Origin of the sequence: Aquicella lusitana (genome assembly GCF_902459475.1) — a bacterium.
Taxonomy (GTDB): Bacteria; Pseudomonadota; Gammaproteobacteria; order DSM-16500; family DSM-16500; genus Aquicella; species Aquicella lusitana.
On the sequence record NZ_LR699114.1, the window covers coordinates 756,373 to 782,512 of the forward strand.

Annotated in this window: 26 protein-coding genes and 2 tRNA genes; 6 read left to right on the plus strand and 22 right to left on the minus strand. The window is 45.4% G+C overall.

Features of this window, described 5'->3' with window-relative positions; translation table 11 throughout:
• Positions 1-111 precede the first annotated feature (111 nt).
• Positions 112-801 carry a hypothetical protein gene (locus AQUSIP_RS03535; RefSeq protein WP_147277479.1) on the minus strand — a complete coding sequence of 230 codons (690 nt, stop codon included), beginning with the start codon at positions 799-801 and terminating at the stop codon, positions 112-114.
• Between the two features lie 101 nt (positions 802-902).
• On the opposite strand from AQUSIP_RS03535, the gene AQUSIP_RS03540 reads away from it, so the two are divergent.
• Entirely contained in the window at positions 903-1,505 is a 603-nt protein-coding gene (locus AQUSIP_RS03540; RefSeq protein ID WP_114834138.1) for a short chain dehydrogenase, read from the plus strand.
• On the opposite strand, the gene rfbB is transcribed toward AQUSIP_RS03540, so the two are convergent.
• Genes rfbB through rfbA form a run of 4 tightly spaced genes read right to left on the minus strand, consistent with a single transcriptional unit; the run spans position 1,499 to position 4,819 of the window.
• Entirely contained in the window at positions 1,499-2,527 is a 1,029-nt protein-coding gene (gene rfbB, locus AQUSIP_RS03545; protein WP_114834139.1) for a dTDP-glucose 4,6-dehydratase, read from the minus strand. The two genes, AQUSIP_RS03540 and rfbB, sit on opposite strands and share 7 nt — an antisense overlap.
• Positions 2,528-2,536: 9 nt before the next feature.
• Entirely contained in the window at positions 2,537-3,424 is an 888-nt protein-coding gene (gene rfbD / locus AQUSIP_RS03550; RefSeq protein ID WP_114834140.1) for a dTDP-4-dehydrorhamnose reductase, read from the minus strand.
• The gene (gene rfbC / locus AQUSIP_RS03555) at positions 3,405-3,950 is read right to left on the minus strand and encodes a dTDP-4-dehydrorhamnose 3,5-epimerase (protein WP_114834141.1); all 546 of its coding nucleotides are present in this window, start codon (positions 3,948-3,950) and stop codon (positions 3,405-3,407) included. The genes rfbD and rfbC overlap by 20 nt, the downstream gene beginning before the upstream one ends.
• 8 nt (positions 3,951-3,958) lie before the next feature.
• On the minus strand, positions 3,959-4,819 hold the full coding sequence (gene rfbA / locus AQUSIP_RS03560; protein WP_114834142.1) for a glucose-1-phosphate thymidylyltransferase RfbA: 861 nt from the start codon (positions 4,817-4,819) through the stop codon (positions 3,959-3,961).
• 143 nt (positions 4,820-4,962) lie between these two features.
• Between rfbA and AQUSIP_RS03565 the strand changes: the two genes are divergently transcribed.
• Positions 4,963-5,772, plus strand: coding sequence for a glycosyltransferase (locus tag AQUSIP_RS03565; RefSeq protein WP_114834143.1), 810 nt, complete (start codon positions 4,963-4,965; stop codon positions 5,770-5,772).
• Between the two features lie 23 nt (positions 5,773-5,795).
• Here AQUSIP_RS03565 and AQUSIP_RS03570 read toward each other — a convergent pair whose 3' ends face one another.
• From AQUSIP_RS03570 to AQUSIP_RS03585, 4 genes are all read right to left on the minus strand, one after another.
• On the minus strand, positions 5,796-7,541 hold the full coding sequence (locus AQUSIP_RS03570; protein WP_114834144.1) for a protein kinase domain-containing protein: 1,746 nt from the start codon (positions 7,539-7,541) through the stop codon (positions 5,796-5,798).
• A 243-nt stretch (positions 7,542-7,784) separates the two neighbouring features.
• Entirely contained in the window at positions 7,785-8,582 is a 798-nt protein-coding gene (locus tag AQUSIP_RS03575; protein WP_114834145.1) for a ParB/RepB/Spo0J family partition protein, read from the minus strand.
• A 413-nt stretch (positions 8,583-8,995) separates the two neighbouring features.
• Positions 8,996-9,069, minus strand: a tRNA-Pro gene (locus tag AQUSIP_RS03580).
• A 4-nt stretch (positions 9,070-9,073) separates the two neighbouring features.
• Positions 9,074-10,042, minus strand: a complete 969-nt coding sequence (locus AQUSIP_RS03585) for a polyprenyl synthetase family protein (RefSeq protein WP_114834146.1) — start codon at positions 10,040-10,042, stop codon at positions 9,074-9,076.
• Between the two features lie 159 nt (positions 10,043-10,201).
• Here AQUSIP_RS03585 and AQUSIP_RS03590 point away from each other — a divergent pair, with 159 nt between their 5' ends.
• Positions 10,202-10,684: a YajQ family cyclic di-GMP-binding protein gene (locus AQUSIP_RS03590; RefSeq protein ID WP_114834147.1), complete on the plus strand. Its 483-nt coding sequence runs from the start codon at positions 10,202-10,204 to the stop codon at positions 10,682-10,684.
• Between the two features lie 12 nt (positions 10,685-10,696).
• On the opposite strand, the gene der is transcribed toward AQUSIP_RS03590, so the two are convergent.
• The 12 genes from der to dapA all read right to left on the minus strand — a co-directional run bounded on the left by der (position 10,697) and on the right by dapA (position 21,858).
• Positions 10,697-12,028 carry a ribosome biogenesis GTPase Der gene (gene der / locus AQUSIP_RS03595; protein ID WP_114834148.1) on the minus strand — a complete coding sequence of 444 codons (1,332 nt, stop codon included), beginning with the start codon at positions 12,026-12,028 and terminating at the stop codon, positions 10,697-10,699.
• A gap of 2 nt (positions 12,029-12,030) precedes the next feature.
• A complete protein-coding gene (bamB, locus tag AQUSIP_RS03600; RefSeq protein WP_114834149.1) occupies positions 12,031-13,179 on the minus strand; it encodes an outer membrane protein assembly factor BamB in 1,149 nt (382 codons plus the stop codon).
• Between the two features lie 69 nt (positions 13,180-13,248).
• The gene (locus AQUSIP_RS03605) at positions 13,249-13,896 is read right to left on the minus strand and encodes a YfgM family protein (RefSeq protein WP_170131778.1); all 648 of its coding nucleotides are present in this window, start codon (positions 13,894-13,896) and stop codon (positions 13,249-13,251) included.
• 213 nt (positions 13,897-14,109) lie between these two features.
• The gene (gene hisS, locus AQUSIP_RS03610) at positions 14,110-15,393 is read right to left on the minus strand and encodes a histidine--tRNA ligase (RefSeq protein WP_172621966.1); all 1,284 of its coding nucleotides are present in this window, start codon (positions 15,391-15,393) and stop codon (positions 14,110-14,112) included.
• Positions 15,394-15,404: 11 nt separating this feature from the next.
• Complete coding sequence (locus tag AQUSIP_RS03615; protein WP_114834151.1) at positions 15,405-16,313, minus strand: helix-turn-helix domain-containing protein; 909 nt, start codon at positions 16,311-16,313, stop codon at positions 15,405-15,407.
• Between the two features lie 220 nt (positions 16,314-16,533).
• Positions 16,534-17,670 (minus strand): dual-specificity RNA methyltransferase RlmN, encoded by a 1,137-nt coding sequence (gene rlmN / locus AQUSIP_RS03620; RefSeq protein ID WP_114834152.1) that lies wholly within the window; start codon positions 17,668-17,670, stop codon positions 16,534-16,536.
• Between the two features lie 49 nt (positions 17,671-17,719).
• Positions 17,720-18,166 (minus strand): nucleoside-diphosphate kinase, encoded by a 447-nt coding sequence (ndk, locus tag AQUSIP_RS03625; RefSeq protein ID WP_114834153.1) that lies wholly within the window; start codon positions 18,164-18,166, stop codon positions 17,720-17,722.
• Between the two features lie 138 nt (positions 18,167-18,304).
• Positions 18,305-19,624: a TRZ/ATZ family hydrolase gene (locus AQUSIP_RS03630; RefSeq protein ID WP_114834154.1), complete on the minus strand. Its 1,320-nt coding sequence runs from the start codon at positions 19,622-19,624 to the stop codon at positions 18,305-18,307.
• Positions 19,625-19,667: 43 nt separating this feature from the next.
• Positions 19,668-19,757 (minus strand) — tRNA-Ser (locus AQUSIP_RS03635).
• Positions 19,758-19,805: 48 nt separating this feature from the next.
• Positions 19,806-20,672: a hypothetical protein gene (locus AQUSIP_RS03640; protein ID WP_114834155.1), complete on the minus strand. Its 867-nt coding sequence runs from the start codon at positions 20,670-20,672 to the stop codon at positions 19,806-19,808.
• Between the two features lie 61 nt (positions 20,673-20,733).
• On the minus strand, positions 20,734-20,979 hold the full coding sequence (locus AQUSIP_RS03645) for a hypothetical protein (RefSeq protein ID WP_114834156.1): 246 nt from the start codon (positions 20,977-20,979) through the stop codon (positions 20,734-20,736).
• 3 nt (positions 20,980-20,982) lie between these two features.
• Positions 20,983-21,858: a 4-hydroxy-tetrahydrodipicolinate synthase gene (gene dapA, locus AQUSIP_RS03650; protein ID WP_114834157.1), complete on the minus strand. Its 876-nt coding sequence runs from the start codon at positions 21,856-21,858 to the stop codon at positions 20,983-20,985.
• A gap of 218 nt (positions 21,859-22,076) precedes the next feature.
• Between dapA and AQUSIP_RS03655 the strand changes: the two genes are divergently transcribed.
• The 3 genes from AQUSIP_RS03655 to AQUSIP_RS03665 all read left to right on the plus strand — a co-directional run bounded on the left by AQUSIP_RS03655 (position 22,077) and on the right by AQUSIP_RS03665 (position 24,479).
• Positions 22,077-23,603, plus strand: coding sequence for an ArnT family glycosyltransferase (locus tag AQUSIP_RS03655; RefSeq protein WP_114834158.1), 1,527 nt, complete (start codon positions 22,077-22,079; stop codon positions 23,601-23,603).
• A 137-nt stretch (positions 23,604-23,740) separates the two neighbouring features.
• Positions 23,741-24,007 (plus strand): hypothetical protein, encoded by a 267-nt coding sequence (locus tag AQUSIP_RS03660; RefSeq protein WP_114834159.1) that lies wholly within the window; start codon positions 23,741-23,743, stop codon positions 24,005-24,007.
• A 31-nt stretch (positions 24,008-24,038) separates the two neighbouring features.
• Entirely contained in the window at positions 24,039-24,479 is a 441-nt protein-coding gene (locus tag AQUSIP_RS03665; RefSeq protein ID WP_114834160.1) for a hypothetical protein, read from the plus strand.
• A gap of 159 nt (positions 24,480-24,638) precedes the next feature.
• Here the strand turns inward: AQUSIP_RS03665 and xseA are convergent, their stop codons facing one another.
• On the minus strand, positions 24,639-25,991 hold the full coding sequence (gene xseA / locus AQUSIP_RS03670; RefSeq protein ID WP_114834161.1) for an exodeoxyribonuclease VII large subunit: 1,353 nt from the start codon (positions 25,989-25,991) through the stop codon (positions 24,639-24,641).
• Positions 25,992-26,140: the final 149 nt, after the last annotated feature.

Sequence of the window (26,140 nt, forward strand, 5' to 3'; positions counted from 1 at the left end):
CGCTCAGGATGACAAAGCTTTGCTCAGGATGACAAAAAGCTGCCATCAGGATGAGAGATTCGTGAATACCTATTTTATTTTTGTCTTTGTTGATACCTGGTCGGGGTGCTTTTATAGCCCAAATTCCGGGCATGCTATTTCATCCTGTTTGGGAATCGTAGCTGCTACCTTAATCAGTGATATTCTCCCTATTATACTGTTTGGATCCAGAATGGATCGTTCCTTAAACATGGTTTCACGGTTTTTATAAAAAGCGCCCGAATTTTTTTCCATGGCAGATGAACAGGTCTTATCCGATTTGACAGGTTGGATTGCTGTTTGCTGTTTGATGGGAGGAAAAGGTTCCTGCATTCCACTGACTTGCGTATGCTCCTGCATGAGACTCGGAAGAGGTGGCAGATTTTGAAGAGTGGTGGCAACTTTTTGATGTGTAGAGAGTGTTTCTGTTTTCTTATCTTCAGTTGTTGCGACTGTTATTCCCAAACGTCGCATGATTTCATGCCATAAACTTGTTTCATTGTCCCAATTTCGTTTCACATCATAATACATAACGTTGTTCGGTAAATCACGTTGACGCATCGAGTCAACAAAATAAATTCGAAGCGCGGCAGGATTGTTTTTGTAATAGTGTTGCGGCGGATTACACCAAATGTGAATGTGGCTGTTACTTTTTATTAAATGAATATGAGTAGTAACCTGAAAGTGATGAGTATTATCGCTATTCTGCTGAATACCCAGTTTTTGCAAAAAGGTTTGCAAAGCACTATCTGAACCGCTTAGAAATAGAGTACGATGTTGCATGAGCATCCTGCTCCTTTTTTACACAGCTAAAACACTTAATCTTTATACTTAGCAATTCTATAATCGGTTTCTTAAACAAATATTAAAACCAAGGATACTTCATGAAGATAATCGTTATAGGCGGAACAGGCACAATAGGCAAAGCGGTGGTTGAAGAATTGTCAAAGCGCCATACCATTGTGGTTGCCGGACATCAGCATGGCGATGTGCAAGTCGATATGCGGGATGGGCAATCCATTGAGCGCATGTATCAATCCGTAGGTGCATTTGATGCCGTCGTTTCAACGGCAGGCAAAGTGCATTTTGGTGACTTTACCCAGATGACGCCGGAGCTGTATGGTGTGGGTCTGCAAGACAAGCTGATGGGCCAGGTGAACCTGGTTTTGACAGGATTGCGCTATATCAACGACAAAGGCTCATTTACTTTAACCAGCGGTATTTTAAACCATGACCCTATTCGGTTTGGCTCATCGGCATCTATGGTAAATGGCGCATTGGATAGTTTTGTAAAAGCGGCTGCGATTGAGATGCCTCGGGGCATACGCATTAATGTTATCAGTCCGACCGTACTCAAGGAATCCATGCCGGCTTATGGCGATTATTTTCACGGTTTTGAACCTGTGCCGGCCACGCGTGTTGCGCTTGCCTACAGTAAAAGCGTGGAAGGCGCACAAACCGGGCAGGTCTACCCCGTGGGCTATTGATAGGCGTGTGCAGGTTGATGCAGGTAAAACGCAATGGTTTTCATTATGCCTGATTCCAGCGTTTCCTGCGGCGACCAGCCGAGTTCAGCTTTGATCTTGGCATTATCTATCGCATAACGAAAATCATGCCCAGGCCGGTCTTTGACAAATTCCAGCAGGGTGGCGTAAGACACGCTGTGCGGTTTGATTTTATCCATCTGCTCGCAAATGAAACGGGCAAGCGCGATATTTTCCCATTCATTATTACCGCCTATATTATAACTTTCGCCTACTTTTCCCTGTTCAATGATCGTCATGATTGCACGGCAATGATCATCCACATAGAGCCAGTCGCGAATATTTTTGCCATTACCATAGACAGGTATCGGTTTCCTGCTAAGACAACCTTGAATGACAGTTGGGATGAATTTTTCTGCATGCTGATAAGGGCCGTAATTATTCGAGCAGTGAGAAATAGTGACGGGCAGTCCGTAGGTATGATAGTAGGCTCGTGCCAAGTGGTCTGCGCCGGCTTTACTGGCAGAATAAGGCGAGTGAGGATCGTAAGCCGTTTTTTCAGTAAATAAAGGATCGGTTGTCTGCAGGGAGCCATAGACTTCATCGGTTGAAATATGATGAAAACGGCAATGAGATACACCGCATTCTTCTATTTCAAACCAGTGATGGCGCGCAGCTTCCAGCAGCACAAACGTGCCTAACACATTTGTTTGCACAAAAGCGGCAGGTGCTGTGATGGAGCGGTCCACGTGGCTTTCAGCAGCGAAATGCACGATGGTATCAATATGATGGTGCATCAGGATATGGCGTAAAAGTTTGGCATCAGTGATGTCGCCTTGTATAAAATGATGGCGTTCTGCGTGCGGTAAATGGGTTAAGTTATCCAGGGAGCCCGCATAGGTTAGTTTGTCCAGATTGACAACGGCGACATCAGGAAAATGTGTGAGCACATAGCGAATAAAATTTGATCCAATGAATCCGGCACCGCCGGTGACAAGCATACTGCGAGGTTGATAATGGGACATAATTTGCCTTTAACTAGAAGAATGGATTAAACCGTTTAAGGCACGTTCAATGCCTGATTGCCATGACGGCTGCTCGATGTGGTACAGTTTTTTAATCTTGCTGCAATCCAGCACAGAATAAGCTGGCCGTTTTGCCGCGACAGGATATTCAGCAGTTGAAATAGCATTGATTTTTTTAACTGACAAGGACATGTGCCTGGAAGCTGTTTCGATAATGGCTGAGGCAAACGCATGCCAGGAAACCGCCGGCGCGCTGCAATAATGAAATGTTCCCCACTGCGAAAATTTTTCTATTATTGAAAAAATAGCGAGTGCAATGTCACCCGCATAAGTAGGACACGTCAGTTGGTCTGCCACGATGTTGAGTTGTCCTTTTTCCTGCGCGAGGCGCAGGATCGATTTAAGAAAATTTGTTTTATGTTCGCTAAATACACCACTTACCCGCAGAATAATGTGTGAATCACATGCTTCACGTACCGCTTCTTCGCCAAGCCATTTGCTTTTACCGTAATGATTAATCGGATTAACATCATCCTCTTCGGCATAAGGAGCAGTCTTGGTTCCATCAAAAAGATAATCTGTCGAGAGATGAATGAGTGGTATGCGGTGTTTACTGCAGGCATGAGCTATGTGTTTTGCGCCCAGCACATTGGCTTGATCCGCTTTCCCCCTTTCCGCTTCCGCTCGATCAACTGCTGTATAGGCGGCTGTATTAATAACACAGTCTGGCATTTGGGCAGTCAATACACGTTCGATAGAGGAGGGTTGGCTGATATCCATCTCGCTGTGTGAAAGCGCGTGAATTTGAAATTTACCCGCAACAGCATGACGACAAAGTGCCTGTGCAACTTGCCCTTCGCCGCCGGTAACAAGCAATTTAAGTGAATAAGTTTTCATGTGCGATCTCGTGCAAAGCGGGATAAATTTCGTCTTTGGGTGAGAGAACAGGGCTACTGACTGGCCAGGCAATATTCAAGCGCGCATCATTCCAGGCAATGCCATGCTCATAGGAAGGAGCATAATAATCGGTGCATTTATAATGAAAATCGGCTTCTTCAGACAGGACACAAAAACCGTGTGCAAAGCCAGGAGGAATATACATTTGTATATGATTTTCATCACTTAAGGTAATGCCAAACCATTGGCCAAACGTAGGCGAGCTCTTTCGTATATCGACCACCACATCCCATACGCTGCCACGCGTGACCCAGACAAGTTTTCCCTGTGCATGCGGTAACTGATAGTGGAGACCGCGCAGAACGTTGCGATGAGATCGTGAAACATTGTCTTGCACAAAGTGAGGGATGCGAAGGCTGCCATAACGCGTTTGTTGGTGTGTCTCGAAAAAATAACCACGGCTATCTTTAAACACCCGTGGTTCGATGATGAGAAGGCCCGATAAGGGACCGTTAGTGGTGTGCATGATAACCTCTATATTAAATCCAGCAGATAGGCACCGTATCCGCTTTTGATCTGCGTTTCAGCAAGCGTTTCGAGCTCTTCGGTGGTAATAAAACCCATACGCCAGGCAATTTCTTCGGGGCTGCCGATTTTCAATCCTTGTCGCTGTTCAAGCACGTAAATAAAATTGGCGGCGTCCAGCATGGATTTGTGTGTTCCTGTGTCAAGCCATGCAATACCGCGCCCCAATTTTTCCACACGCAACTTTTTTTGCAACAAGTAAAAGCGATTTACATCCGTGATTTCTAATTCACCGCGCGATGAAGGCGATAACTGTTTTGCGATCTCGATAACCTTATTATCATAGAAATAAAGCCCGATAACGGCGTAATTAGAAGCAGGTGTTGCCGGTTTTTCAATAATCTCAACGGGTTGGTTTGCTTCATTGAAGCAAATGACACCGTATCGTTGCGGGTTTGAAACATAATAGCCAAAAATGGTAGCGCCTGAGTTTAATTGGGCTACACTCTGCAGTTTTTCCGATAAACCGTCCCCATAGAGGATATTATCGCCGAGAATAAGACAGACGCTGTCATTACCAATGAAATTTTCTCCAATGATAAAAGCTTGCGCAATTCCTTCGGGGTACTGCTGTGTCGCGTATGCGAGTGATATACCCCATTGCGACCCATCGCCCAATAGTTGCTGGAAGAGGGATAATTCATGGGGCGTAGTGATTACCAGGATATCGCGTATACCCGCTAGCATAAGAGTGCAAAGTGGATAATAAACCATGGGTTTATCGTAAATGGGCAGCAATTGTTTACTGATCGGCCGTGTGGCAGGATAAAGCCGTGTTCCCAACCCACCGGCAAGAATAATCCCTTTCATTTAAAAAACCTCGTCATTGAGTTCTTCTCTTTTTCCTGGTGGAGGATGACTCTTTTACCAAGAAATGTTATTCATTAACATTCTGAGGATTTTACTCAAGCTGGAATATAATCGCTACATTTGTTTCGAGGGATTAAACTATTATGACACAGGCACTGGTAACCATACTTGTTCCCAACTATAAAACGTTGGAATTGACCAAGCTTTGCTTACGCTTATTGCGAAAATACACTGACAGCAATCAAGCGAAAGTGGTTGTTATTGATAATGATTCACAGGATGAGTCGCTTTGCTATTTACGCACCGTCTCCTGGATTGAGTTGATAGAGCGCAAAGCCATAGCCGGTGAATCCCCTGTTCAATCACATGCGCGTGCACTAGATATGGCCCTTGAACGGGTAACGACACAGTATGTCTTGTCTATCCACACGGATACGCTGGTCAAACACCCGCGATGGCTGCCTTTCCTGTTATCGCAAATCGAAAAAAAACCAACAATAGCGGGCGTAGGATCATGGAAACTGGAATCAAAGCCGCTTTGGCGACAATTGCTCAAATTACTGGAACGACAGTGGCAATCGCTTTACTACCGTCTTATCGGTAAAACCAGCCATGGTTTGGAAGGCATGGGAAAAAACTATTATTATCTGCGTAGTCACTGCGCGCTTTACCGGACGGAGCTGCTTAAGAAACTTAATTTACATTTTGCAGACGGAGATATGGTAGCGGGCAAGGAAATGCATAAGAAGCTGGTTGAAAGTAATTACCAGATGATTTTTTTGCCTTCAGACATTTTAATTAAATACCTGGAGCATATTAACCATGCAACGACTGTGTTGAATCCACATCTTTCACGACAAAAAAGTGTTGACAAGGGACGACGGCGCATTGAGAAGAGCCTCGCCCGCATGAATGTGGCGGCGATATTACAGGATGCCAGCCTGGATCACTAGTTAGAATTTATTCCGTTTCGACTTTACTTATTCTCATTCCCTAATTTTAAACTTGGGAAAGGGATTATTGTATTTAGTTTTTGTAACTGAATGCCCTTCAATTGTTCCTTAATATCAAAATTGCAGTATTTTTTGAGAAAACTATTCATATCATTATCGGATGAGATAAGTTTTAATAATGATCCTATGGCTCTCGTATAATAATATTGACCTTGAATCCCGGCGTTCAGTACATTAATGGGATCCTGTGTGCTAAGTAAGAATGAGCGGCTATGTTTTTTGCATTCGGCATGAAAAAAAGTCGTCATTTTTTCCAGAATATCTTCCTTTAATATTTTTAATATGATTTGTTGATCTGCCTCATCTGTAAGTATTTTTACCTTGTTGCAAAGCTGGATACAATTTTGCTTGTCTGATGCGGATAAGTGCTCTAGATCTATTTGACCTAATTGTAATTCAAGACAACGAAGCATATTCATTAACATTTCATCTTTACGTTTTTTGCTTTCTTTAAAAAGCCCTACAATTTTTTTCTCCAGTATTCGATGATCGTTGGAGGCGAGTTTCTCCTGGCGATGGAGGAATTCTTCTATTCTTTTTTCATTGATAGCGAACGTTTGTTCTTCTGTAGCATTGGTTGTTTCATATTTACGGGCAATATGCTGAAAAGTTTCAAGCGCCGTTTGAAGGGTGGGCCGGTCTTTGGGATCTTCTGCAGCCATTTGTTTGATAAGCTCATAAGCTGCTTTTTGCTCCGGAGAGACGGGCGGTTCTACCCATTTGAAGATATCGCGTACTTCGTTGCCCTTGTCCTTGGTGATAAAATTAAAAACTTCAGCGAAAATAAGCCCCAGTGCATACACTTCGGTTGCTTCGCTTGGCTGTGTTGCCAATCCTTTGCGTAATTCAGGAGCATAGTAAGTTAAGGTACCTACGACGCACCGTACAGGTTGTTTTGTTTCTGCATCAATAGGAGATACCGTGCCAAAATCGATGACTTTTGCCTGGCGCTTCGCAGGATCATAAATAATATTGCCTGGCTTTAAGTCACAATGATAAAAACCCAATGCCTTGCGATCTTCATTTTTATAGTGGTATGTTCCTTGAGCATGGTGCAGCTTTTGGACGTCAGTTAGTGTGCCAATGGCTATTTCAAGGCAGGTTGAGAAGGCGATAGGCCCAGTTTCTAGTAGTGCATCGAGTGGTAAGCCATCCACGTAGTCCATTACGATACAAAACTGAATTTCTTCATGAGAGGGGGCCCGCTTGGGCCGCTGGACGCTTCTTCCTTTGATTTCACCTGTTCCTCTATCCATTGCTTCAAGTGCTGCTATTTCAAGCTGAACGGTTTCTTTTACTTTTTCGGGAGGGATATTCACTTTCCGAAATCCTGACCGCGGTTTGATGGATTCCTGGGTTTTGATAGCAACGGCTGCGCCAGAAAGAAGATTTTGGCCTGGTTTAACGAGACCGTAAGCCCCTTTTTTAAGATTCTTTTTGTTACGACTGCCTTTATCAACTGCGTAATAGCTTCCTTTTAATTTGATAATGGGCCGGATTTCTGTCTCACTATCTGAAAGAGTTAATAGGGCTTCCTGCAGGCTTTTCTTGTCGTATCTTCCGTCCGGTTTTTTTTCTAATAGCGAGATGACGAGACTGATGCCTTCCTCAGGCAGCAATTTGTGGTTGTCATTTTCTTTCACTGACCTTTGTAATGCTTCAGGAAGGGATTCAAGATCAGGGATAATAGAACGATGATTGCTTTGCATGATACAGCCTACTCCGCGTTACTTATCTTTAATTTTTATCGGAATAGTATACCAAGTATTGATCATTTTTTAAAATATCAAATATAATCAAGTGGTTAAGAAGAATCGTGAGAAGATTGAACAACACAGGCAGGAGCGCTTTTGTCTGCTCTGCTTAGAAAAGTTAATAGAAATCGCCAAGGTAGGCATTATTCAGCTTAATCTGAATGCAATACAGGCCTGCAGCCATTAAATGAAAAAAACTTATTCGTATTTAAAGCCAAAACGAGAAAAGTGGCCTTCTAGTTCATCAACATTATTAAAACGAATGCGTACGTAGCCGCCGCCCCGTTCTTCACAGTCTATTTGAACATGATTACCCAGGTGTTCGGAGAGTGCGATTTCCAAGTGTTTGATATTGGCATCACTATAAGGACTGTCATTTGAAAGCGAAGCGTTCTGCAATTTTTTTGCTTCCATCTCCGTCTTGCGTACATTCCATCCTTTTTGTACGCATCGCTCCGCCAATTCGATTTGGTGTTTGGGTTCAAGGCCTGCCAAAATCTTGCCATGTCCCTCGGAAAGCTGGCCTGTCATTAATAAGGATTGAACACGCGGATCTAATTTCAGCAGGCGCAAGGAATTCGTGATGGCAGCACGTGACTTGCCTACCGATGCAGCTACTTCTTCGTGAAGATAATGAAACTCATCAATCAGGCGCTGATAAGCTTGTGCTTCTTCAATGGGGTTTAAGTCTGCACGGCTGATATTTTCCACAATAGAAGCCTGCAGGGCTTGTTCATCCGAATAATGATTAACCAGGCAGCTTACTTCGTTGAGACCCGCTAATTGCGCTGCACGCCAGCGCCTTTCCCCGGCCACGATCTCATATTTGCTGTTCGCGATGGGTCGTACAACAATAGGCTGAAGGATGCCCGTACTTTTAATGGAATCGGCCAGTTCTTTTAATTTTTCAGGATCAAAATGCTGCCGGGGCTGATATTTGCCGCGCACCAGCAGGTCAATGGCGATTTGCTGTAGGGTGGATTTACGTTTTTGCATGGAGGTATTGTACCCGAATCAGAGGGAAGAAGGAGAGAAAAATTTGGGCACCTGAAAATGCGAACGCTCAGGCCGCACGCTAGTCGGTTATGGCTTTTTTCCCAATGCTCAACCAGTTCTGTTATTTCGGATGAGGCCAAGTCAATCAATAGTTATGAGGTATAAAATTCTTATAAGCTTATTTCTAAGCAGTCGAAAAGTTGTAGCTTTATAATAGTGGTTACGGAAAGATAATAATTATAAAAACGCTGACGATTATGTTTGTATTTTAAAAAATAATTGTTCACTGGATTTTTTGTAGAAAAAATGGCGTTTTGTCGTGTACAGAGCGTTTTGAGTTTAATCGGTTCAATTTATTTTCTGGCAGTGAACTAAAATGGCAAATTCTAAAGTTAACTTATTGATTTTACTCATCGGGGTGACAGGATTTGAACCTGCGACATCTGCCTCCCGAAGACAGCGCTCTACCAGGCTGAGCTACACCCCGAATCTTAGTATGTTCTTTCTACAACAAAATCACTCAGCTCTTCCAGCGCTCGGCGGTACGGCGTTAAAGCAAGATGCGATAGCGCTGATTTGGCCTTTTGAGCATGGTGTCTCGCTGCGTCGGCAGTGTACTTTATTGCATTCGTAGATTCAATAATCCCGAGTATGGTTGCCAGATTTTCGCTGGAGCCGGTGGCAATTGCCTCACGCAGCATAGCGAGATCGGCCCCTTTGCTTTTACGCATGGCATGAATGAGCGGCAGGGTGGTTTTGCCTTCTGCAAGGTCCTGGCCTACATTTTTGCCCGTTTGCTCAACGGAAAGCCCATAATCAAGCGCATCGTCAATTAGCTGGTAAGCAAGACCCAGATGCAGGCCATAATCGCGCATGGCGATGATATCACGGTCTGACTCAGTGGAGAGGAGGGCTCCCAACTGGGCGGCAATTTCAAATAATTTGGCGGTCTTCCGCTGGATGATTTCAAAGTAAAAATCTTCTGTGGTATCCGGGTTATTGCAATTGACCAACTGGAGGATTTCGCCCTCTGCGATGTAATGTGTGGCTTTGGCGAAAATATCCAGAATAGGTTGGTGCTTAAGATCCACTACCACCTGAAAAGCGCGGGAATAAAGAAAATCACCCACTAGAACGCTGGCATCACTGCCCCAGATGGTATGAGCTGTTTTATGCCCGCGTCTTAACGTCGAGCTGTCTACCACGTCATCATGCAGTAAGGTAGCGGTATGAATTAATTCGATGACCGCAGCAAGAGCGACATGTTTTTGCACATTCTCTGCGAGTGCGCGTGCGCTCAGCAGCAATACCATCGGGCGAACACGTTTTCCGCCGCAGGTTAATACATATTCAATGATCTGCCTGATCAAAGGGATGTTGGATTCCAGCTGGGAAATAATAAATCGGTCTGTGGATTCCAGATCTGCTTTCACCAATGTACGAATAGACTCTAATGGCATGTGTCATCCCATTTTTTATTGCAATGTTGAATCGTAGTAACCCGCGAAAGGCCTGTCAAGGTGATATTGCGAAGTAAGATCAAGAATATCGCCATTATTCCCGTGATCATGATAAATTAGATCGACTGAGTTTTAGTCAAAATGTAGGGAGAAAAAGCAATGCCATCGTTTGATATTGTTTCCAACATAGATCAACATGAAATTACTAATGCAGTTGACCAGGCTAATCGTGAAATAACGACCCGTTTTGATTTTAAAGATACCAATGCACGGCTTGAGCTTAATAAAGACAAAATTACCATGATTGCGCCAACGGATTTTCAATTAAAGCAGGTGGATGAAATATTGCGTAATAAGTTGGCAAAACGGCAGGTGGATATCCGCTCGTTGCATTATAAGGACGTGAGCACCAGCTTGAATGAAGCAAAACAGGTAATCGAAGTAAAGCAGGGCATTGATGCGGAGAATGCAAAAAAACTGACTAAGCTGATCAAAGAGTCAGGGCTAAAGGTGCAAGCTGCCATTCAAGGCGACCAGGTTCGCGTGACAGGCAAAAAGCGCGATGATTTACAAGCGGTGATCGCCCTGTTGCGTGAGGCAAAGGTCGCCATACCACTGCAGTTCGTTAACTTCAGAGATTAATCATTAGCGATATTAGCGTTTTTTGCCGGCAAAGGGGTTTTCACTGGATTTGAATTCCACTTTGACCGGTGTGCCGTATAATTTCAATTTTGTCTGAAAATAATTGGCGAGAAAACGTTTATAACTATCGGGCAGGGCATTAACGCGATTGCCGTGAATAACAATCGTAGGCGGATTGTGCCCGCCTGGATGTGCGTAACGCAATTTTACGCGGTGCCCGTGCACGAGCGGAGGTGAGTGAGTCACTAATGCTTTTTCCAACAGCCGCGTTAATATGGGCGTTGACAGTTTTTTGGTAGCTGATTCGTATGCTTCATCGATAGAATCAAACAAATTGCCAACACCAGAGCCATGGAGTGCCGAGATGAAGTGCACTCGGGCGAAACGCACAAAATCTAGATGTCTATCAATGGTGGCTCGCGCGTGTTCACGTGCTTCTTCTGTCATGCCATCCCATTTGTTAATGGCAATGACCAGTGCTTTGCCGCAATCCAGCACAAAGCCTAATAGCTTCATATCCTGTTCAGAGACGCCAATGCGCGCATCAATCACATAAAGCACAACATTCGCGTTTTCAATGGCCTGCAATGTTTTTACCACTGAAAATTTTTCTGGCACTTCAGAAATTTTCTTTCGTTTGCGAATGCCAGCGGTATCGATGAGCGTGTAATGTTTATCAAAACGTTCCAGTGGAATAAAAATACTGTCGCGCGTGGTACCAGGCATATCATGCACAATGACGCGTTCTTCGCCGAGTAATCGGTTAGTCAGCGTTGATTTGCCAACGTTAGGGCGGCCGACAATAGCCAGCTTTATCGCGGAAACAGCTTCTTCTGTTTCTGCAGGTTGCTCTTCCATTACATCAGGAAAGAGCTGTTCAATCAGACGCGCGATTCCGGAGCCATGCACTGCAGCAATGGCAATCGGCGCTTCCATCCCCAACTCATAAGCCTCAGCAACGCTAAGCGCGGGGTCTTGTCCTTCCGTTTTATTCACAGCAAGATAAATGGGTTTTCCCGTGCGCCGCAGCATTTCTGCTATCATTTTATCTTCTGGCGTCACGCCTGCTTGCCCATCAATAAGAAAAAGAATTTTGTCTGCGTCTTCGATGGCTTGCGTTGCCTGATGCGTGATGAGCTTGCCTACTTCATCCGTTTCTTCTGTAATACCGCCTGTATCAATGAGAATAAAACGTCGGGATTCAAGTTCAACTTCACCATACTGCCTATCGCGGGTTGTACCGGGATAAGCAGAAATCAGCGCGTCACGCGTGCGCGTCAGCCGGTTAAACAGGGTTGATTTGCCGACATTGGGCCGGCCTACAATAGCAACAACAGGTAACATGGTCAGCTCAATGTATAAGCAACTAAATAGCCGCTATTGGTTAACACGTACAACACGTTATTCTCAACAATGGGTGCAGCATTCATGGCGCCAACGTAATCACGCGCTACAAAACGCCCATCACGTTTATCTAGCCAGTGCAGGAAACCTTTGCTGTCACCGACGATAATATAATTTCGCAGCGTTGCAGGCCCTGTTACTCCGCGATGTTCAAGATCTGTCTGACGCCAGTTGACGCCTCCGCTTTCAGCGTTAAAAGACCAGATATAACTTTTTGCGTCTGAAATGTAGATGGCATTGGCATCCGCCGTCATGCCTGTATAAGAAGAAATATCATGTGTCCAAAGCGTTCTGCCGCTTCCCCAGTCGAGTGAAGCTATTTTACCCTGATAAGTGGCAGCATAAATACGATGTTCAAAAACAACGGGGTCGGCATCAATATCGATCATACGCTGGATGGCAAAGGCGCCTTCCGGAATGGCAATGGGCTGCATCCATAACAACTGTCCATCGCCCAGCGTGAGTTTGGCAAGATTGCCGTTGGCATAGCCGACAATGACACTTCGGTCTTGGATCAGAGGTGCACTGGATCCGCGCAGGATCAGGTTGGGTTCCACCTGTTGGAATGACCAACGTTCACTTCCATCGGTTGCAGAGAGGGCGCGCGTGTAACCATCAATGGTTTTGATAATGACCATATCGCGGTCTACTGCAGGTGTAGCGAAAATGGCACCCGGCACGGTTGTTCGCCAGCGTTCCTGGCCATTTGCTTGCTGCAGGGCGATAACATCTCCCTGGCGGCTGCCTACCACAATAATACCATTACCCACGCCGGGGCCGGTAGTCAGGGGATAACGTGTATAGACCTGCCAGTTTTTGCGTCCGCTTGTTTTATCAATGGAAGTCACTGCACCGCTTGCACTGGCAGTGAAAATGGCGGTTTCGCCTATGCCTGGACTCATTTTTAAATAATCGTCGCCAATTCCCGAGCCTGCTCTGGCAGACCACAGGCGAACGGGTTTAATTTCAGGCGTGAAATGCGAAAGCGGTTTGGGATCTGGCGTATTGTCTTTATCGAAGAAGCCGCTGCAGGCAGTAAGGAAGAACATCAAGGCAATCAGGAGAAAATTTTTTATTGATAGGTTACGCATACATAAGAGCTCGGATTATCATGGGTTAAATGGATTAATGTTTTTATTCATTCCGAAATACGTGAGCGTTTAAGCTTGGCTCGTCTTGTTTGTTATCAGGTTATCGTATTTCATTTGTAATAAAGGCCGTATCACTTCAGCATTGGGCAATTGAGATAAAGCCTGCTGGTACGCTTGGCGTGCCATGCTAGTGTTTTTCATGGCAAGATAAGCATCACCTTTGACTTCTTCGGTGAGGCCGTTGAAGCTTTTATCATCTGTTTTTTGCAGGACCTTAATGGCTTCTTCCGGTTTCTGGTCAGCAATGAGAACCCGTGCCAGGCGGATGCGTGCAATTTGCCTGAAAGCGGCAGTGTCATTATGATCTAAAACCCAGTTAAGCTGTTTTTCGGCTTCTTGATAGTTTTTCTTGAGCACAGCATCGCGTGCCAGCATAAAAGCAGCCATTTGACCATAAATGGTTTTAGGATAATGGCTGAATAGCTTCTTAGCCTGCACTTGCGTTGCTTCAACGTTATTCTGGGCGCGCTTGGTCAACATTTCATCGTAAACAGCAGAAGCGTGGCGCAATATTTTTGCCTGCCGTTGCTGCCAATAGCGCCATCCGGAGATGCCGATGGCAGCAATGATGACACCGGTGATGATGACCAGCGCATACTGCTTAATCCAGTTCTTTACGATCTCAATTTGTTCTTGTTCAGTCAAATACTCAGTCAAGGGAAAAATCCTCAGCTGCTGGTTCCCGCTTAATGCAGGGATCCCTTAAGTTGTTTATATGCTTCGCACAAGCCGAGCTTGTACTTGATTGCACTGAGAGGAGAGTATTCCGATTCCCCTCTAAGAACACCCGTCACGTATGTCAGCGGAAACCGCTGGCGCTTTACCATTCGGCTTTGTATTAAAGCAGATTTCTTTCTAAGAGGGAATGCCTTACTTCTTCGAAATATTTAATCTCAAGTATTCTGCTAGTTCATCCTGATGCATGGTATGCTGTGGCAAGTCCTCACGCAGGGTTTTAAGCGATACAGAACGGGTCTTGCGCTCATGCTCGCCAATGATAATGGCATATTGGGCGCCGCTTTTGTCTGCTTTTTTAAATTGATTTTTCAGGCTTCCGCCGCCGCAATGCAGCTGGAGACGCAAGCTGGGCACTTTGCTGCGCAAATAATTGGCTAGTTTAAGACCTGCTGCAAAGGATTCATCGCTGTCTGTAATGAGATAAGCGTGCAGTGCGGCTTCAGCCCGATGGTTAAATCCGGCTTGCTGTAGCAGCAGAACCGTGCGTTCCATGCCAAAAGAAAAACCAATGGCAGGGGTTGCTTTGCCGCCTAATTGTTCTACAAGCGTATCATAACGGCCGCCGGCACAGAGAGTGCCTTGGGCACCCAGTTTATCGGTGACCCATTCAAAAACGGTTTTAGAGTAATAATCCAGTCCGCGGACGAGAAAGGGGTTGACTTCAAAAGCGATGCCTGCATGACTTAAATATTCATGCAGTTTTTCGAAATGTTCATAAGCGGCTTGATCGAGATGATCAATGAGCTTGGGAGCGCTGCCAATCAGTTTTTGCATGTCAGGATTTTTACTGTCCAAAATACGAAGCGGATTTTTGTCTAGCCGCCTTAAACTATCTTCATCGAGTTGGTGCTTGTTTTTCTCAAAATATTGGACGAGATGCTGGCGATATGCCTTACGTGATTCCAGTGTGCCTAATGAATTTATCTGCAATTTAACAAACGATTTCAGGCCAAGCTTTTCAAGCACCAAGGCAGACATCATAATTAGTTCAGCATCGATATCCGGTCCTTCCAGGCCAAATACTTCGGCTGAGCATTGATGAAACTGGCGATACCGGCCTTTTTGCGGGCGTTCGTAACGGAAAAAAGGGCCCGAATACCAGAGCCGCTGAATTTGATTATAAAAGAGCCCATGTTGAATGCCGGCACGCACGCACGAAGCTGTCCCTTCAGGACGTAAAGTCAGGCTTTCCTCATTCCGATCAAGGAAGGTATACATTTCTTTTTCAACGATATCGGTAATTTCGCCGATGGAACGTTTAAAAAGTTCGGTTTTTTCCAGAATAGGGAAACGTATTTCATGGTAACCGTGCCCTTGAAAGATTCTTCGCATTGTATTTTCTACGTGATGCCAGAGTAAGGTCTCCGGCGGAAGAATATCATTCATGCCGCGCACGGCCTGGATCATTTCAGCCACTCTTTTCTCCTTTATTCAGCGTCTTCGCTGGTCGTTTCGGTGTTATTGCTTTCTAGACCCGAAGAAGGTTCTGCACCCAGTTCAGCCCCTTCTTCCGTATTATCTTCTACGGTATTCATCTCTGCTTTTTCTGGTTGTTTTTTGGTACTCGCAGCTACCTGCGCGGGTTGTTGATCGTTGGTTGCAGAACCGGTCTCATGCGGAGCAGCGGACTGTTCCTGTCCGGCATTTGTCTGGGCGGCAGAATTACCGGCAAGGGGCGGATGGGAAACGGATTCAGCCGGGTTGGCGCTAGTAGAGGGTGGTGCAGCGACAACAGCCTGAGAAGACGGTGAGGGTAAAGCATTATTATCCGTTGCCTGATTTGCCACAGGGCTGACCGATGAAGCCGTTGCAGGAAGTGATTCTGTCACGGTTGGTGCATTAGTCGGTTTGTTAACAATGATGCGAACCGGGTTTTCGATAGCAGGAGGGGTGGCGGCTGGTTTCGATGATTTAGTATACCACCAGATTCCTGCGAGCCCCAGTATGGTAAAGATGACAAGATAAGTAAAAAGCTGGACAAAGTAGTTGCTGCTGGTAAGCGGCTCTGACAGTTCGGACAGGGCCGGTTTTATCGTAGGCACGCTTTCTGGTACGGTGACTTTGGGGATCATGGGCTCGATGGCTTTTGTGATCTCATACTCGGGGATCTGCAGCAATTTCCCGTAAGCGCGAATATAGCCGCGAATAAAGGTGGGTGGTATCTCAGCAGGATATTTGTCTTTCTCAAGCATGGTTATAATTTTTTCGCTCAAGCGTAATTGGGCTGCTGCATCCTTGCGTTCAAGTCCAAGTGCTTCACGAGCAGACTTCAAGCGGTTTCCAAAAGGAATAGGCTTATGTTCGGTCGTTTGCGTTTCTTGAGTTTCGTTTGTCATAGAACGTCACTGTCCTTGTTTGTTGAGAAAGATCTGTTATTAAAAATTTGTCCAATATTAAACCAGTCTGGTGTCTTTTCGATAGTGTTTATTTATTTAACTGTATTATCCCAGTGAAGTCTGGATGACAAACGAGTTACACAGTTAGATAAACGCTTTCGCTTTTTCTGAGTAAAAGATACCCGTTAGACTGTTTAATATATACTAAATTGTATGCCGTTCAGCTGGTTACGCCAATCATTTCTTTAGAAACCTTTGCTTTTCCGCGCAAATACCGCTCCTGCCTGCGAGTACGGTCTTTTACCTGGCCAACCAGCTGGCCGCAAGCGGCGTCAATGTCATCGCCCCGGGTGCGGCGGATGGTAGTGTTTATGCCTGCTTTCAGTAATATATCTCTGAAATGCAGAATGGTATCGTTGTCAGAGCGCTGATAGGGGGTATGAGGAAAAGGGTTAAAAGGAATCAGATTCATTTTAGCCCGCACGCCTTCGAGAATGCGAATAAGTTGTCTCGCATGTTCAGGCTGGTCATTGACGCCTGCCAGCATGACATATTCCATGGTAATGGAGCGCCGGTTGTCATCCTTGAAGTATTCCCTGCAGACGGCCATTAATTCACGGAGTGGATATTTTTTATTGAGCGGTACCAGTTTATTGCGTAATTCATCATTCGGAGCATGCAGTGAAACGGCCAGCGCAACGTCGCTTACTGCGCGCAGCTGATGCATGGCAGGTACCACACCCGCTGTGCTTACCGTGACTCGCCGCTTGGAAAGCCCGTAGGCGAAATCGTCCAGCATAAGGTGAAGGGCAGGCACGACATTATCAAAATTCAGCAGCGGTTCACCCATGCCCATCATGACCACATTGGTGACAGCATGGTCATGCACGCCATCGAGTTGTGAAAGCTTGCGAACTGCAATCCACAACTGACTAATAATTTCGGCTGTGCTTAAATTGCGATTAAACCCTTGTTTGCCAGTAGAACAGAAATCGCAGTTGAGAATACAGCCTACCTGTGAGGAAATACAAAGTGTGCCACGCGTTTTTTCCGGTATAAATACCGTTTCGATGCAGTTGCCGTCGCTTAACCTTAATAGCCATTTATAGGTACCGTCACTGGCTGCCTTTTCATAAATGACCTGGGGTACGCTGATTTCGGCTGTTTCAGCAAGCCGTTCGCGTAATACCTTGCTGATGTTTGTCATGGCGTGGAAATCCTGCACGCCATTAAAATGGATCCATTTTAAAATCTGATCTGCACGATAAGGTTTTTCACCCATGCTGACAAAAAAATCCTGCATGGCTTTGCGGTCAAGACCAAGTAAATTGATTTTAGCGGTGGGCGATATTTGCATGGCTTTTCTCGTTTCAGGCCCCGCATGAACGGAGCCTGTTTTTTAATCTTTAAGCAAGTTCGCTTTCTGGTACATGCGCAAAGATTTCTTCCGGTTTAAAGAAAAAGGCGATTTCCTGTTTTGCAGTGTCCGCTGCATCAGAACCATGAACAGCATTATGGTCGATGGATTCGGCAAAGTCGGCGCGAATGGTACCGGGGGCTGCGTCTTTGGGATTGGTCGCACCCATGATTTGCCTGTTCAATGCAATGGCGTTTTCTCCTTCCAGCACCTGAACCAGAACCGGGCCTGAGCTCATGAAATTGACTAGCGCAGCGAAAAAAGGACGTTCTTTATGTACGGCGTAGAATTGCTCAGCTTGTGTTTTGGAAAGGTGCATCATTTTCGCGGCAGCAATGCGTAACCCGCCTTTTTCGAAACGGCTAATGATTTCGCCGATCAAATTTTTTGCAACCGCATCGGGCTTAATGATGGATAATGTTCTTTCATTTGGCATGATTATTTCCTCGAAAATAGTTAACTAAATTCATTATGGACTTATTTTAACGGTGTCATTCCCCCCAGGGGCGAGGGAGGACAAATAGCGTGACATTCCACCTTTAGGTGTGCAAACACTGTCCATTCCGGCGCGGAATTATACCGAATTTTTTATCTTTTTGCCCCAATATTGTGCTTTATTTAACAATTCTTTTTCATTTAAAGTCAGTAACTCGCGATTTTTCAGGAGCTGTTTACCCGCCACCCAGACATGGGCGACCTGATAACGCGAGCTTGCATAGACAATTTGCGAAATGGGGTGATAAAGAGGGAGTGTTTCAATCTGCTCCAGATCAATGGCGATCAAGTCGGCTGCTTTGCCTGGGGCCAATGAGCCGGTAAGGTGGTCAATACCCAAGGCTTTTGCACCGTTAAGGGTGGCCATTTTGATTACCTTTTCTGCTGAAACCGCCTTGGGGTCATTTGCGACCGTCTTGCCAAGCAAGGCCGCGGTTCGCATTTCGCTAAACATATCAAGGTCATTATTGCTGGCGGCACCATCCGTACCCAGTGCGACATTGATACCGAGGCGCGTCAGTTTTTCCACGGGACAGCCGCCGCAGACGAGCTTCATGTTCGATTCAGGGCAGTGCACGATGCTGGGCTTGGTCTTTTGGAGGATATCAAAGTCGTTGTCATTAACTTGCGTCATGTGAATAGCGATAAGATCAGGCGAAGCCATGCCAATTTCCTGTAGGCGTTCGAGCGGACGCTTGTGGTATTTTTCCAGGGATTGCTGAATTTCTGCTGGTGCTTCCTGTAAATGAATATTGATTTTCAACCGGTGCGTATCAGCAATTTCTTTTGCTTTTATCAGATGCTCAGTAGAAACAGTATAAGTGGAATGGGGCGCAAGCGTGGGCGTGATGCGTTTTTTATCTTTATACTGATGATAAAATTCCAGCGCTTTTGCGAAGTATTCTTCGGGCGTTTTTGCCCAGGCGGTGGGAACATCGATAATGGTCATACCGATATGAGCGCGTAGACCCGATAAATCAGCCGCTTCCGCTGTGGCGCCCATAAAAAAATACATGTCATTAAAGCAGGTGATACCGCCGCGAATCATTTCACCCATCGCGAGCAGGGAGGCATCATACACGAGTTCCTGGCTAACCCATTTGCTTTCCGATGGCCAGATATAATGATTCAGCCAATCCATTAAATCCAGATCATCCGCAAGACCACGAAATGCATTCATAGCGAGATGCGTGTGGCTATTAATCAAGCCGGGCATAACCGCATGGGAGGAGTAATGATGCACGGAGGTTGCCTGATATTTTCTTTCCGCGTCTTTGCTCGGTAAAATTGCTAGGATTTTGTCATCCCGGATGGCTAAGGCATGATTTTCCAAAAGCGCTTGTGCTTCTTCGCAAGTGATGATCCATTTGGCATGAATGAGATGATCAATTTTTTCCATGGTTGGGCCCGCCTTAAAGAAATCGGCTTTAAGCTTTAATCAGCGGAGAGGGAGGGATTCGAACCCTCGTGGGAGTATAAACTCCCCATCCGATTTCGAGTCGGCGCCGTTATGACCGCTTCGGTACCTCTCCAATAAGGTAGCTTGAATTATACTGACTCTGACTTTTCTTTCTAGTCTTTCAACTCTTAAATGAATTATATACTTGAGCAGGCACATGTTGAGGGGCTGGATCCTCACGGCGAAGATTGGATACAGGGAACTGGAAATACTGAATACCCTGTGTAGGCACAGAAGATTGCGGAGGAGAATGCGATATTTCCCTTCTGGTTGGCGGCTTGGAAGTGGCGGCTTGTTGCACTGGGAAGAACTGCAGGGCGCTTGGATTTTGAGTCTCCTGCGTCGGCTGCTTGTCGGCCACGTGCAAAACCCTTGGAGAAGGTGAAAGATTTTTAACAGGTTCTTGTTGCCGTTTCAGGTTCTGGTTTTCGCTGGGCTGTCTACCAGGTTGCGATAGAGTACTAGGGTGGGGCATTGTGGGCGCAAAGATTTTAGGCGTGCATAAATCAAGAACTTGCACCTCTCTAGCAAGCGCGTTGAAATAGATGACGATTTCATTGATTTTTCTTTCCAAAGTATTTATGTCCTGCTGTTTTGTATGAAGTGTCTTCAGCAAGAGGTTGACGGTGTCCTTGGTTTGCGAAAGATTGTTCTCCAGTTGTATTCTTGCCTCTTTTTCCTCTTCCAGATTGGCTCGCAATTTCCCTACCTCAGATTTTAAACTTTTAATATTTTCCATGAGATCTTCTTCATCTGGATCTCCATGTAAATTGGGCGCCTTTCTTTTTTTGTTATTTGGATTGGCCGTGTTTACAACAGCTACAGGCGTTTCTTGAGACAGCTGAAGTTGATTCGTGTACAAGTTGTTTGGCGGTAATGGCTGGGGCATAGACTGAATAACGTCAGGCGTGAAAACACTTTCAATCCACGCGGTAACGTCAGCCTCTGAATTGTTATCTTGGTTATCTATCTCATGACCTGAAAACATAAAAAACTCCTCGTTTTTAATTATAAGAAGAAGTTAAGAATGAATGAGCTGTATCTGCGCGTTACAGACCCGGTGGCTCAATGCTCACTGTTTTAGCGCTCTCAGGATAATTTCGATCCGGGATTGGATAACGATTCTGGAACGCATCCGATGAAATACCCGGCGGCATTTTGAGCGGAGGAATGCTTCTGGCAGATAAATAGTGTTTGTCACGGTATTGAATAAAAGAAGGCTTAGGAATAGAAGAACAGCCGATCAGAAAAATAGGCAATAACAATAGTATGAAAAGACGTCCGAGCAAGCTCATATTTTATTTTACTCCTGCATTTTGCATGGCCTCTTTTACCTCGTGGTGGTACTTGCTGTCCAGTGGTAATAAAGGTAGGCGTATGCCTAAGGAAATTTTACCCATGGCATGAAGAGCCCATTTGGCGGGAATAGGGTTAGATTCAAGAAACAGGCGTGTATGTAGCAGCATGAGTTCTGCATTAATTTTTTCTGCCAGCATGCGATTGCCATTCAATGCGGCTTGACACATTTCGTGCATTTTTAAGGGCGCAATATTGGCAGTCACAGAGATGACGCCACGGGCTCCCTGCTGCATCAAGTCTAACGCTGTTGCGTCATCGCCACTGTAAACTGCAAATGTTTTATCACAGCGGGAGAGAATTTCCTTCGTTCTTTCCACTTTGCCAGTGGCTTCCTTGATGCCAATAATATTTTTAATTTTTGAAAGCCGCTCAACGGTTTCCGGCAGCATGTCACAGGAGGTCCGTCCGGGGACATTATATAAAATGACAGGGAGCGCGATTTTTTCAGCGATGGTTTTATAATGCTGATATAAACCATTTTGGGTCGGCTTATTATAATAAGGTGTTACAATCAGGCAGGCATCTGCGCCAGCCCGTTTGGCATTTTCAGAAAGAGTCAGGGTAGTTTGTGTCGCATTAGTACCGGTTCCGGCAATGACGGGAATACGTTTGGCTACTTGTTTCACGACGCGCGCGATCAGGTCAGATTGTTCATCATGGTTTAGCGTTGCGGATTCTCCAGTCGTGCCTGCGACAATAATGGCGTCAGTTTTGGATTCAATATGCCATTCCACCAGGTCTTCCAGTGCTTTTTTGTCGATGCTTCCATCGTCATGCATGGGTGTTACTAATGCGACCATACTTCCTTTGAACATGATAGCCCCCTTGATTTGAACAGACATTTTCGCAGGTTAATACGCTTTTTCAACTGATACAGGCGGTTCGAGTCGCTTTTTTTGAGACAATACAGCGCCCTGAAAAGTTGGAGGAATTGTGTAAACTTATATTCCATAGGTGCTGATTTGTCTATAATTTTTTGCTATCTCTGCGTATAATTTAACCCCTTTTTTGAGATTTGGCAGGTCAGACAAGCATGATGAAACAATCTAGCATGGCAGAGTTTTTATGGGGTCATCGCGGCAGATTCAGCTATTTACTCATCGCAGCTCTACTTTTGCTTTTCACCCTTTTGGGCGCACGAGAATTATGGACGCAGGAACATCGCTGGGCAGACATCGTTTTTGGGATGTTTTATAGAAATGATTTTCTGCATCCTTACCTGGGCAAGCTGCGTTACTATGATAAACCTTTGCTCTCCTATTGGTTCATCGCTGCTGTTGCCAAGCTGACGGGTGCACTGACTACCTGGGAGCTGCGTTTGCCTTCTGCGCTTGCCGGATTACTGGCGCTCTGGGCAGTCTATCGTCTGGGAGCCAAACTCAGAGACAGACAGTTAGGATTACTGGCCGGCTGGTTGCTGCTGACGACATTTTATTTTGTATTTTGGGCCCGCACCAGCAGCGCCGACATGCTGAACCTCACTGGCTCTGTTTGCGCAGTCGCCTGGTATTTCGAGAAGCGGGAAAACGCGGGCTTTTTTGCCTATTTTATTTTCTTTACGATTGTTGCGTTAACGGCTTTATGCAAAGGACTGGTGGGCATGATTGTCCCGTCGATTGCTGTTTTGGTGGATATGTGCATGCAAAAATCCTGGAAGCAGCATTTGCGTCCGCCTCTTTTTATCGCGTTGATTCCAGCCATGATGATTTATTTATTTCCATTCTGGGCATCCAGTTATTTTGGCGGCGAATCTTACGGACAAAATGGATTGTATCTGGTTTACCGCGAAAACATATTGCGATATTTCCAGCCTTTTGATCACAAGGGGCCGATTTATACCTATTTTCTCTACCTCCCCATTTATTTGCTACCATGGACCCTTTTCTTCATCCCCGCTTTGTTTACGTTGAAATCACGCTGGAAAACGATGTCAAATTCTTCCCGCTGGATCGCGTGGACACTGTTGCTGCTATTTTTATTTTTTACATTGAGCGGTTCACGCCGCAGTTATTATATATTGCCCATTGTACCCTTTGCTGTTCTCTTCACAGCTGATTGGCTATTATCAGACGCAGCCAATGCAGTAAAGCGGCGGTTATGGTCAGCGGGCTGGATAGTTACCGTGTTTCTTTTGCTGTTTTTAACACTAGACATACTGCAAACAGGCTATTATCTGGTGTTTGGTCCAGACAGGTTTGCAACTGCGCTGAAGGAAGAAGCCGGCAAAATCAAACCATGGGATAGCTGGCGCATCGTCTCGTTAGATGCCGAAGCCAAATTAAGTTTTTATTTACAATTGCCGCCTGATTACACCGCCTATGGCATAAAAGGCGACAGAAAAAAACAAGCCGCAGAGGCGCTTGAAAAAGCCTGGCCTATCATAAAAAGCAAACCGGAAAATACGATTTTTATTACGCGAAAAGTATATGCACCAGCGTTACAGTCAATCCTTGCCGGCTATCGCATGGTAGAAGTGTCTTACCCATTCCAGGCTACTTTTTTAAAAGAAGATGACATAAATGCACCGGTTGCATTTATGCCTGATAATCCGTTGGTGTGATGAAATCACAAAAAGCAATTTTACTTTTTTGCGACTTGTTTTGTTTAAGGAAAAGAATTTACTATTCAATAAAACTTATACTATGATATACCCTCGTATTTTGCATTAATTGGACATAATGAAGAAGGAAGTTGAGCATGACTGAAAATTTGCTGCAAAAGTTAGAAGAAAAAATGATGACACTGCTTTCCGAAGTGGAAGATTTACGTAATGAAGTTCAACGTTTGAATCAGGAAAATTCCTCGTTGAAAATGGAAAAGGAAAATCATACCAAAAAAGTTCAGGATTTAATTTCCTTGCTCGACGCTATTAATGTCGTGGAAAATACCGCTTCCCATTTAAATCATAATATGACAACCGTAAAACCGGTTTTACTTCAGGATATTCAGGAAAGAGCTTTCTAACTTTTTTGTTGGCAAAGGGAGTCCCTATCACATGGCTGTGAAAAGCGACAAGGTATTATTGAAGAAACTGAAAAAACAGGTGCGGACCTTGCAGCGCAAGGAAGCACAGAGCCGCAACAAGTTGCGGGCTGCGCTCAAGAAAATACGCAAGCTGGGTAGAGCCCATAAAACCAAGCTGCTGCGTAAAGCGCGTTTAATGAAAGCCAAGATAGCTGAAACGCAGGCAGCGACCTATGCCAAAGTGGCTGGCGAGATCGAAAACCAGTTACAGAAAAATATCGATGCCAAAAGCAAATCGCTACAAACCGCATTGAACAAATTTGAAAAAAAACAGATCGCCAAACTGCGGAAAAGTATTTCTAAAAAAGGAACCAAAGCTGCAAAAGTTAAAAAACCGGCTCGTAATGCCGTTATCGCTCCTGCAAGGATAAAAAAGCTCAAAGGGTTAAAGGGACGCAAAAGCGGAAGATAATCGTATCAGCCATCCGTAAGACCATTGTTCAATTTTTAAAATCTTTTGATGTCTCTATGCTCTATATTATCCCCGCTTATGCGGGGATCTTGGCGCTGCCAAGAAATGAATGATTCCTGCCTATGCACGAGAAGTGGCAGACATACAAAAGGTTGTTAGTCACGCCTTTACTTTTTCCACACGGCACGCCAATTCACCATGAAGAAGCCGCACGGTTATGGGCTCGCCCGCTTGCGCATCGCTTGCAGAGCGCAGAATTTTTTGCTCTTCATTAAGTGCAATGGCATAGCCCCGTTTAAGGGTGGCAAGTGGGCTCAAAGCATCCAGCTTGGCTGCCGCCTGAGCAAGCGCAGTGTGCTGTTTGGTCATTTGCGCAGCCATGAGGGCATTGCACTGCCGGTGAAAAAGTTCAACCTGGTTTCGGAATGCACTGATGCGATGCGTAGGTAGCTGGCGATGCAATTTGAAATCCAGATCTTTAATGCGGCTTTGCAATTGACTGATGAGCTGGTGCTGAAGTTTGACAAATGACAATTCGCAAAAATCCAGTCGTTGCATTTGCTCGGCAAGGCGACGTCTGGGATGCTGTTGGGCCAAGTGTTTTTGCATCCAATCCAGGCGCTGTTTGACGGCAATCAGTGTTTGCCGCAGACAGCGTAGGAGTTGTTGCTTCTGGCGAGCAACAAGTTGCAGGAGTTCAGTGCAGTCGGGTGTCACCATTTCTGCTGCGGCAGACGGTGTAGGCGCGCGCTTGTCTGCGACAAAATCAGCAATGGTAAAATCCACTTCATGTCCCACGCCGCTGATAATGGGCAGCTCGCTTTTATAAATAGCATGCGCGACAATTTCTTCATTAAAGGGCCATAAGTCTTCCAGTGAGCCACCGCCACGCGCAAGAATGATGACGTCACATTCCTTGCGCTGATTTGCGGTTTGAATCGCCTTGACAATAGCGGGTGCTGCTGTCTCGCCTTGCACCAGTGTGGGATAAATGATGACGGGTACAGAGGCATGGCGACGTTTTAATACTGTCAGGATGTCTCGTATAGCGGCGCCTGTAGCGGAAGTAATGACACCGATTTGTTTGGGAAAAACAGGAAAAGACTTTTTATGCGCCGGATCAAAAAGGCCGGCTGTTTCCAGCTTTTTTTTGAGTACTTCAAAAGCACGGCGTAATTTGCCTTCACCGCGTTCTTCCATATCTTCCGCAATCAGCTGAAACTCACCCCGATTTTCATAGAGGCTGACGCGGGCTTTAATCAGTACGTGCATCCCGTCTTTGGGTGTAAACGTCAATTTACGCGCGCTGCCGCGAAACATGGCGCACCGTACTTGCGCGGAGGCATCCTTCAAGGAGAAATACCAGTGCCCTGAATTAGGCGCTGCAAAATTGGAGATTTCACCTTCTACCCAAACGAGGGGAAAGCTGTCTTCCAGCAGAAAACGTACCTCATTATTGAGGCGGCTGACGGAATAAATTTCTTCGCGTTGTTCCAGATCGATGGTTTGCATGCGGCTGCGCCAATTAGTTTTTCGAGCGTTTATTTAACTGTGTCATCCCGAAGGCGGCATGACACAGTGCCTATTGTTAATCATTATCATCAAAAGTCAACCTGAAGGATCGGTTGGTTGATTTGAAGACTTTATTAAATCTCAATACA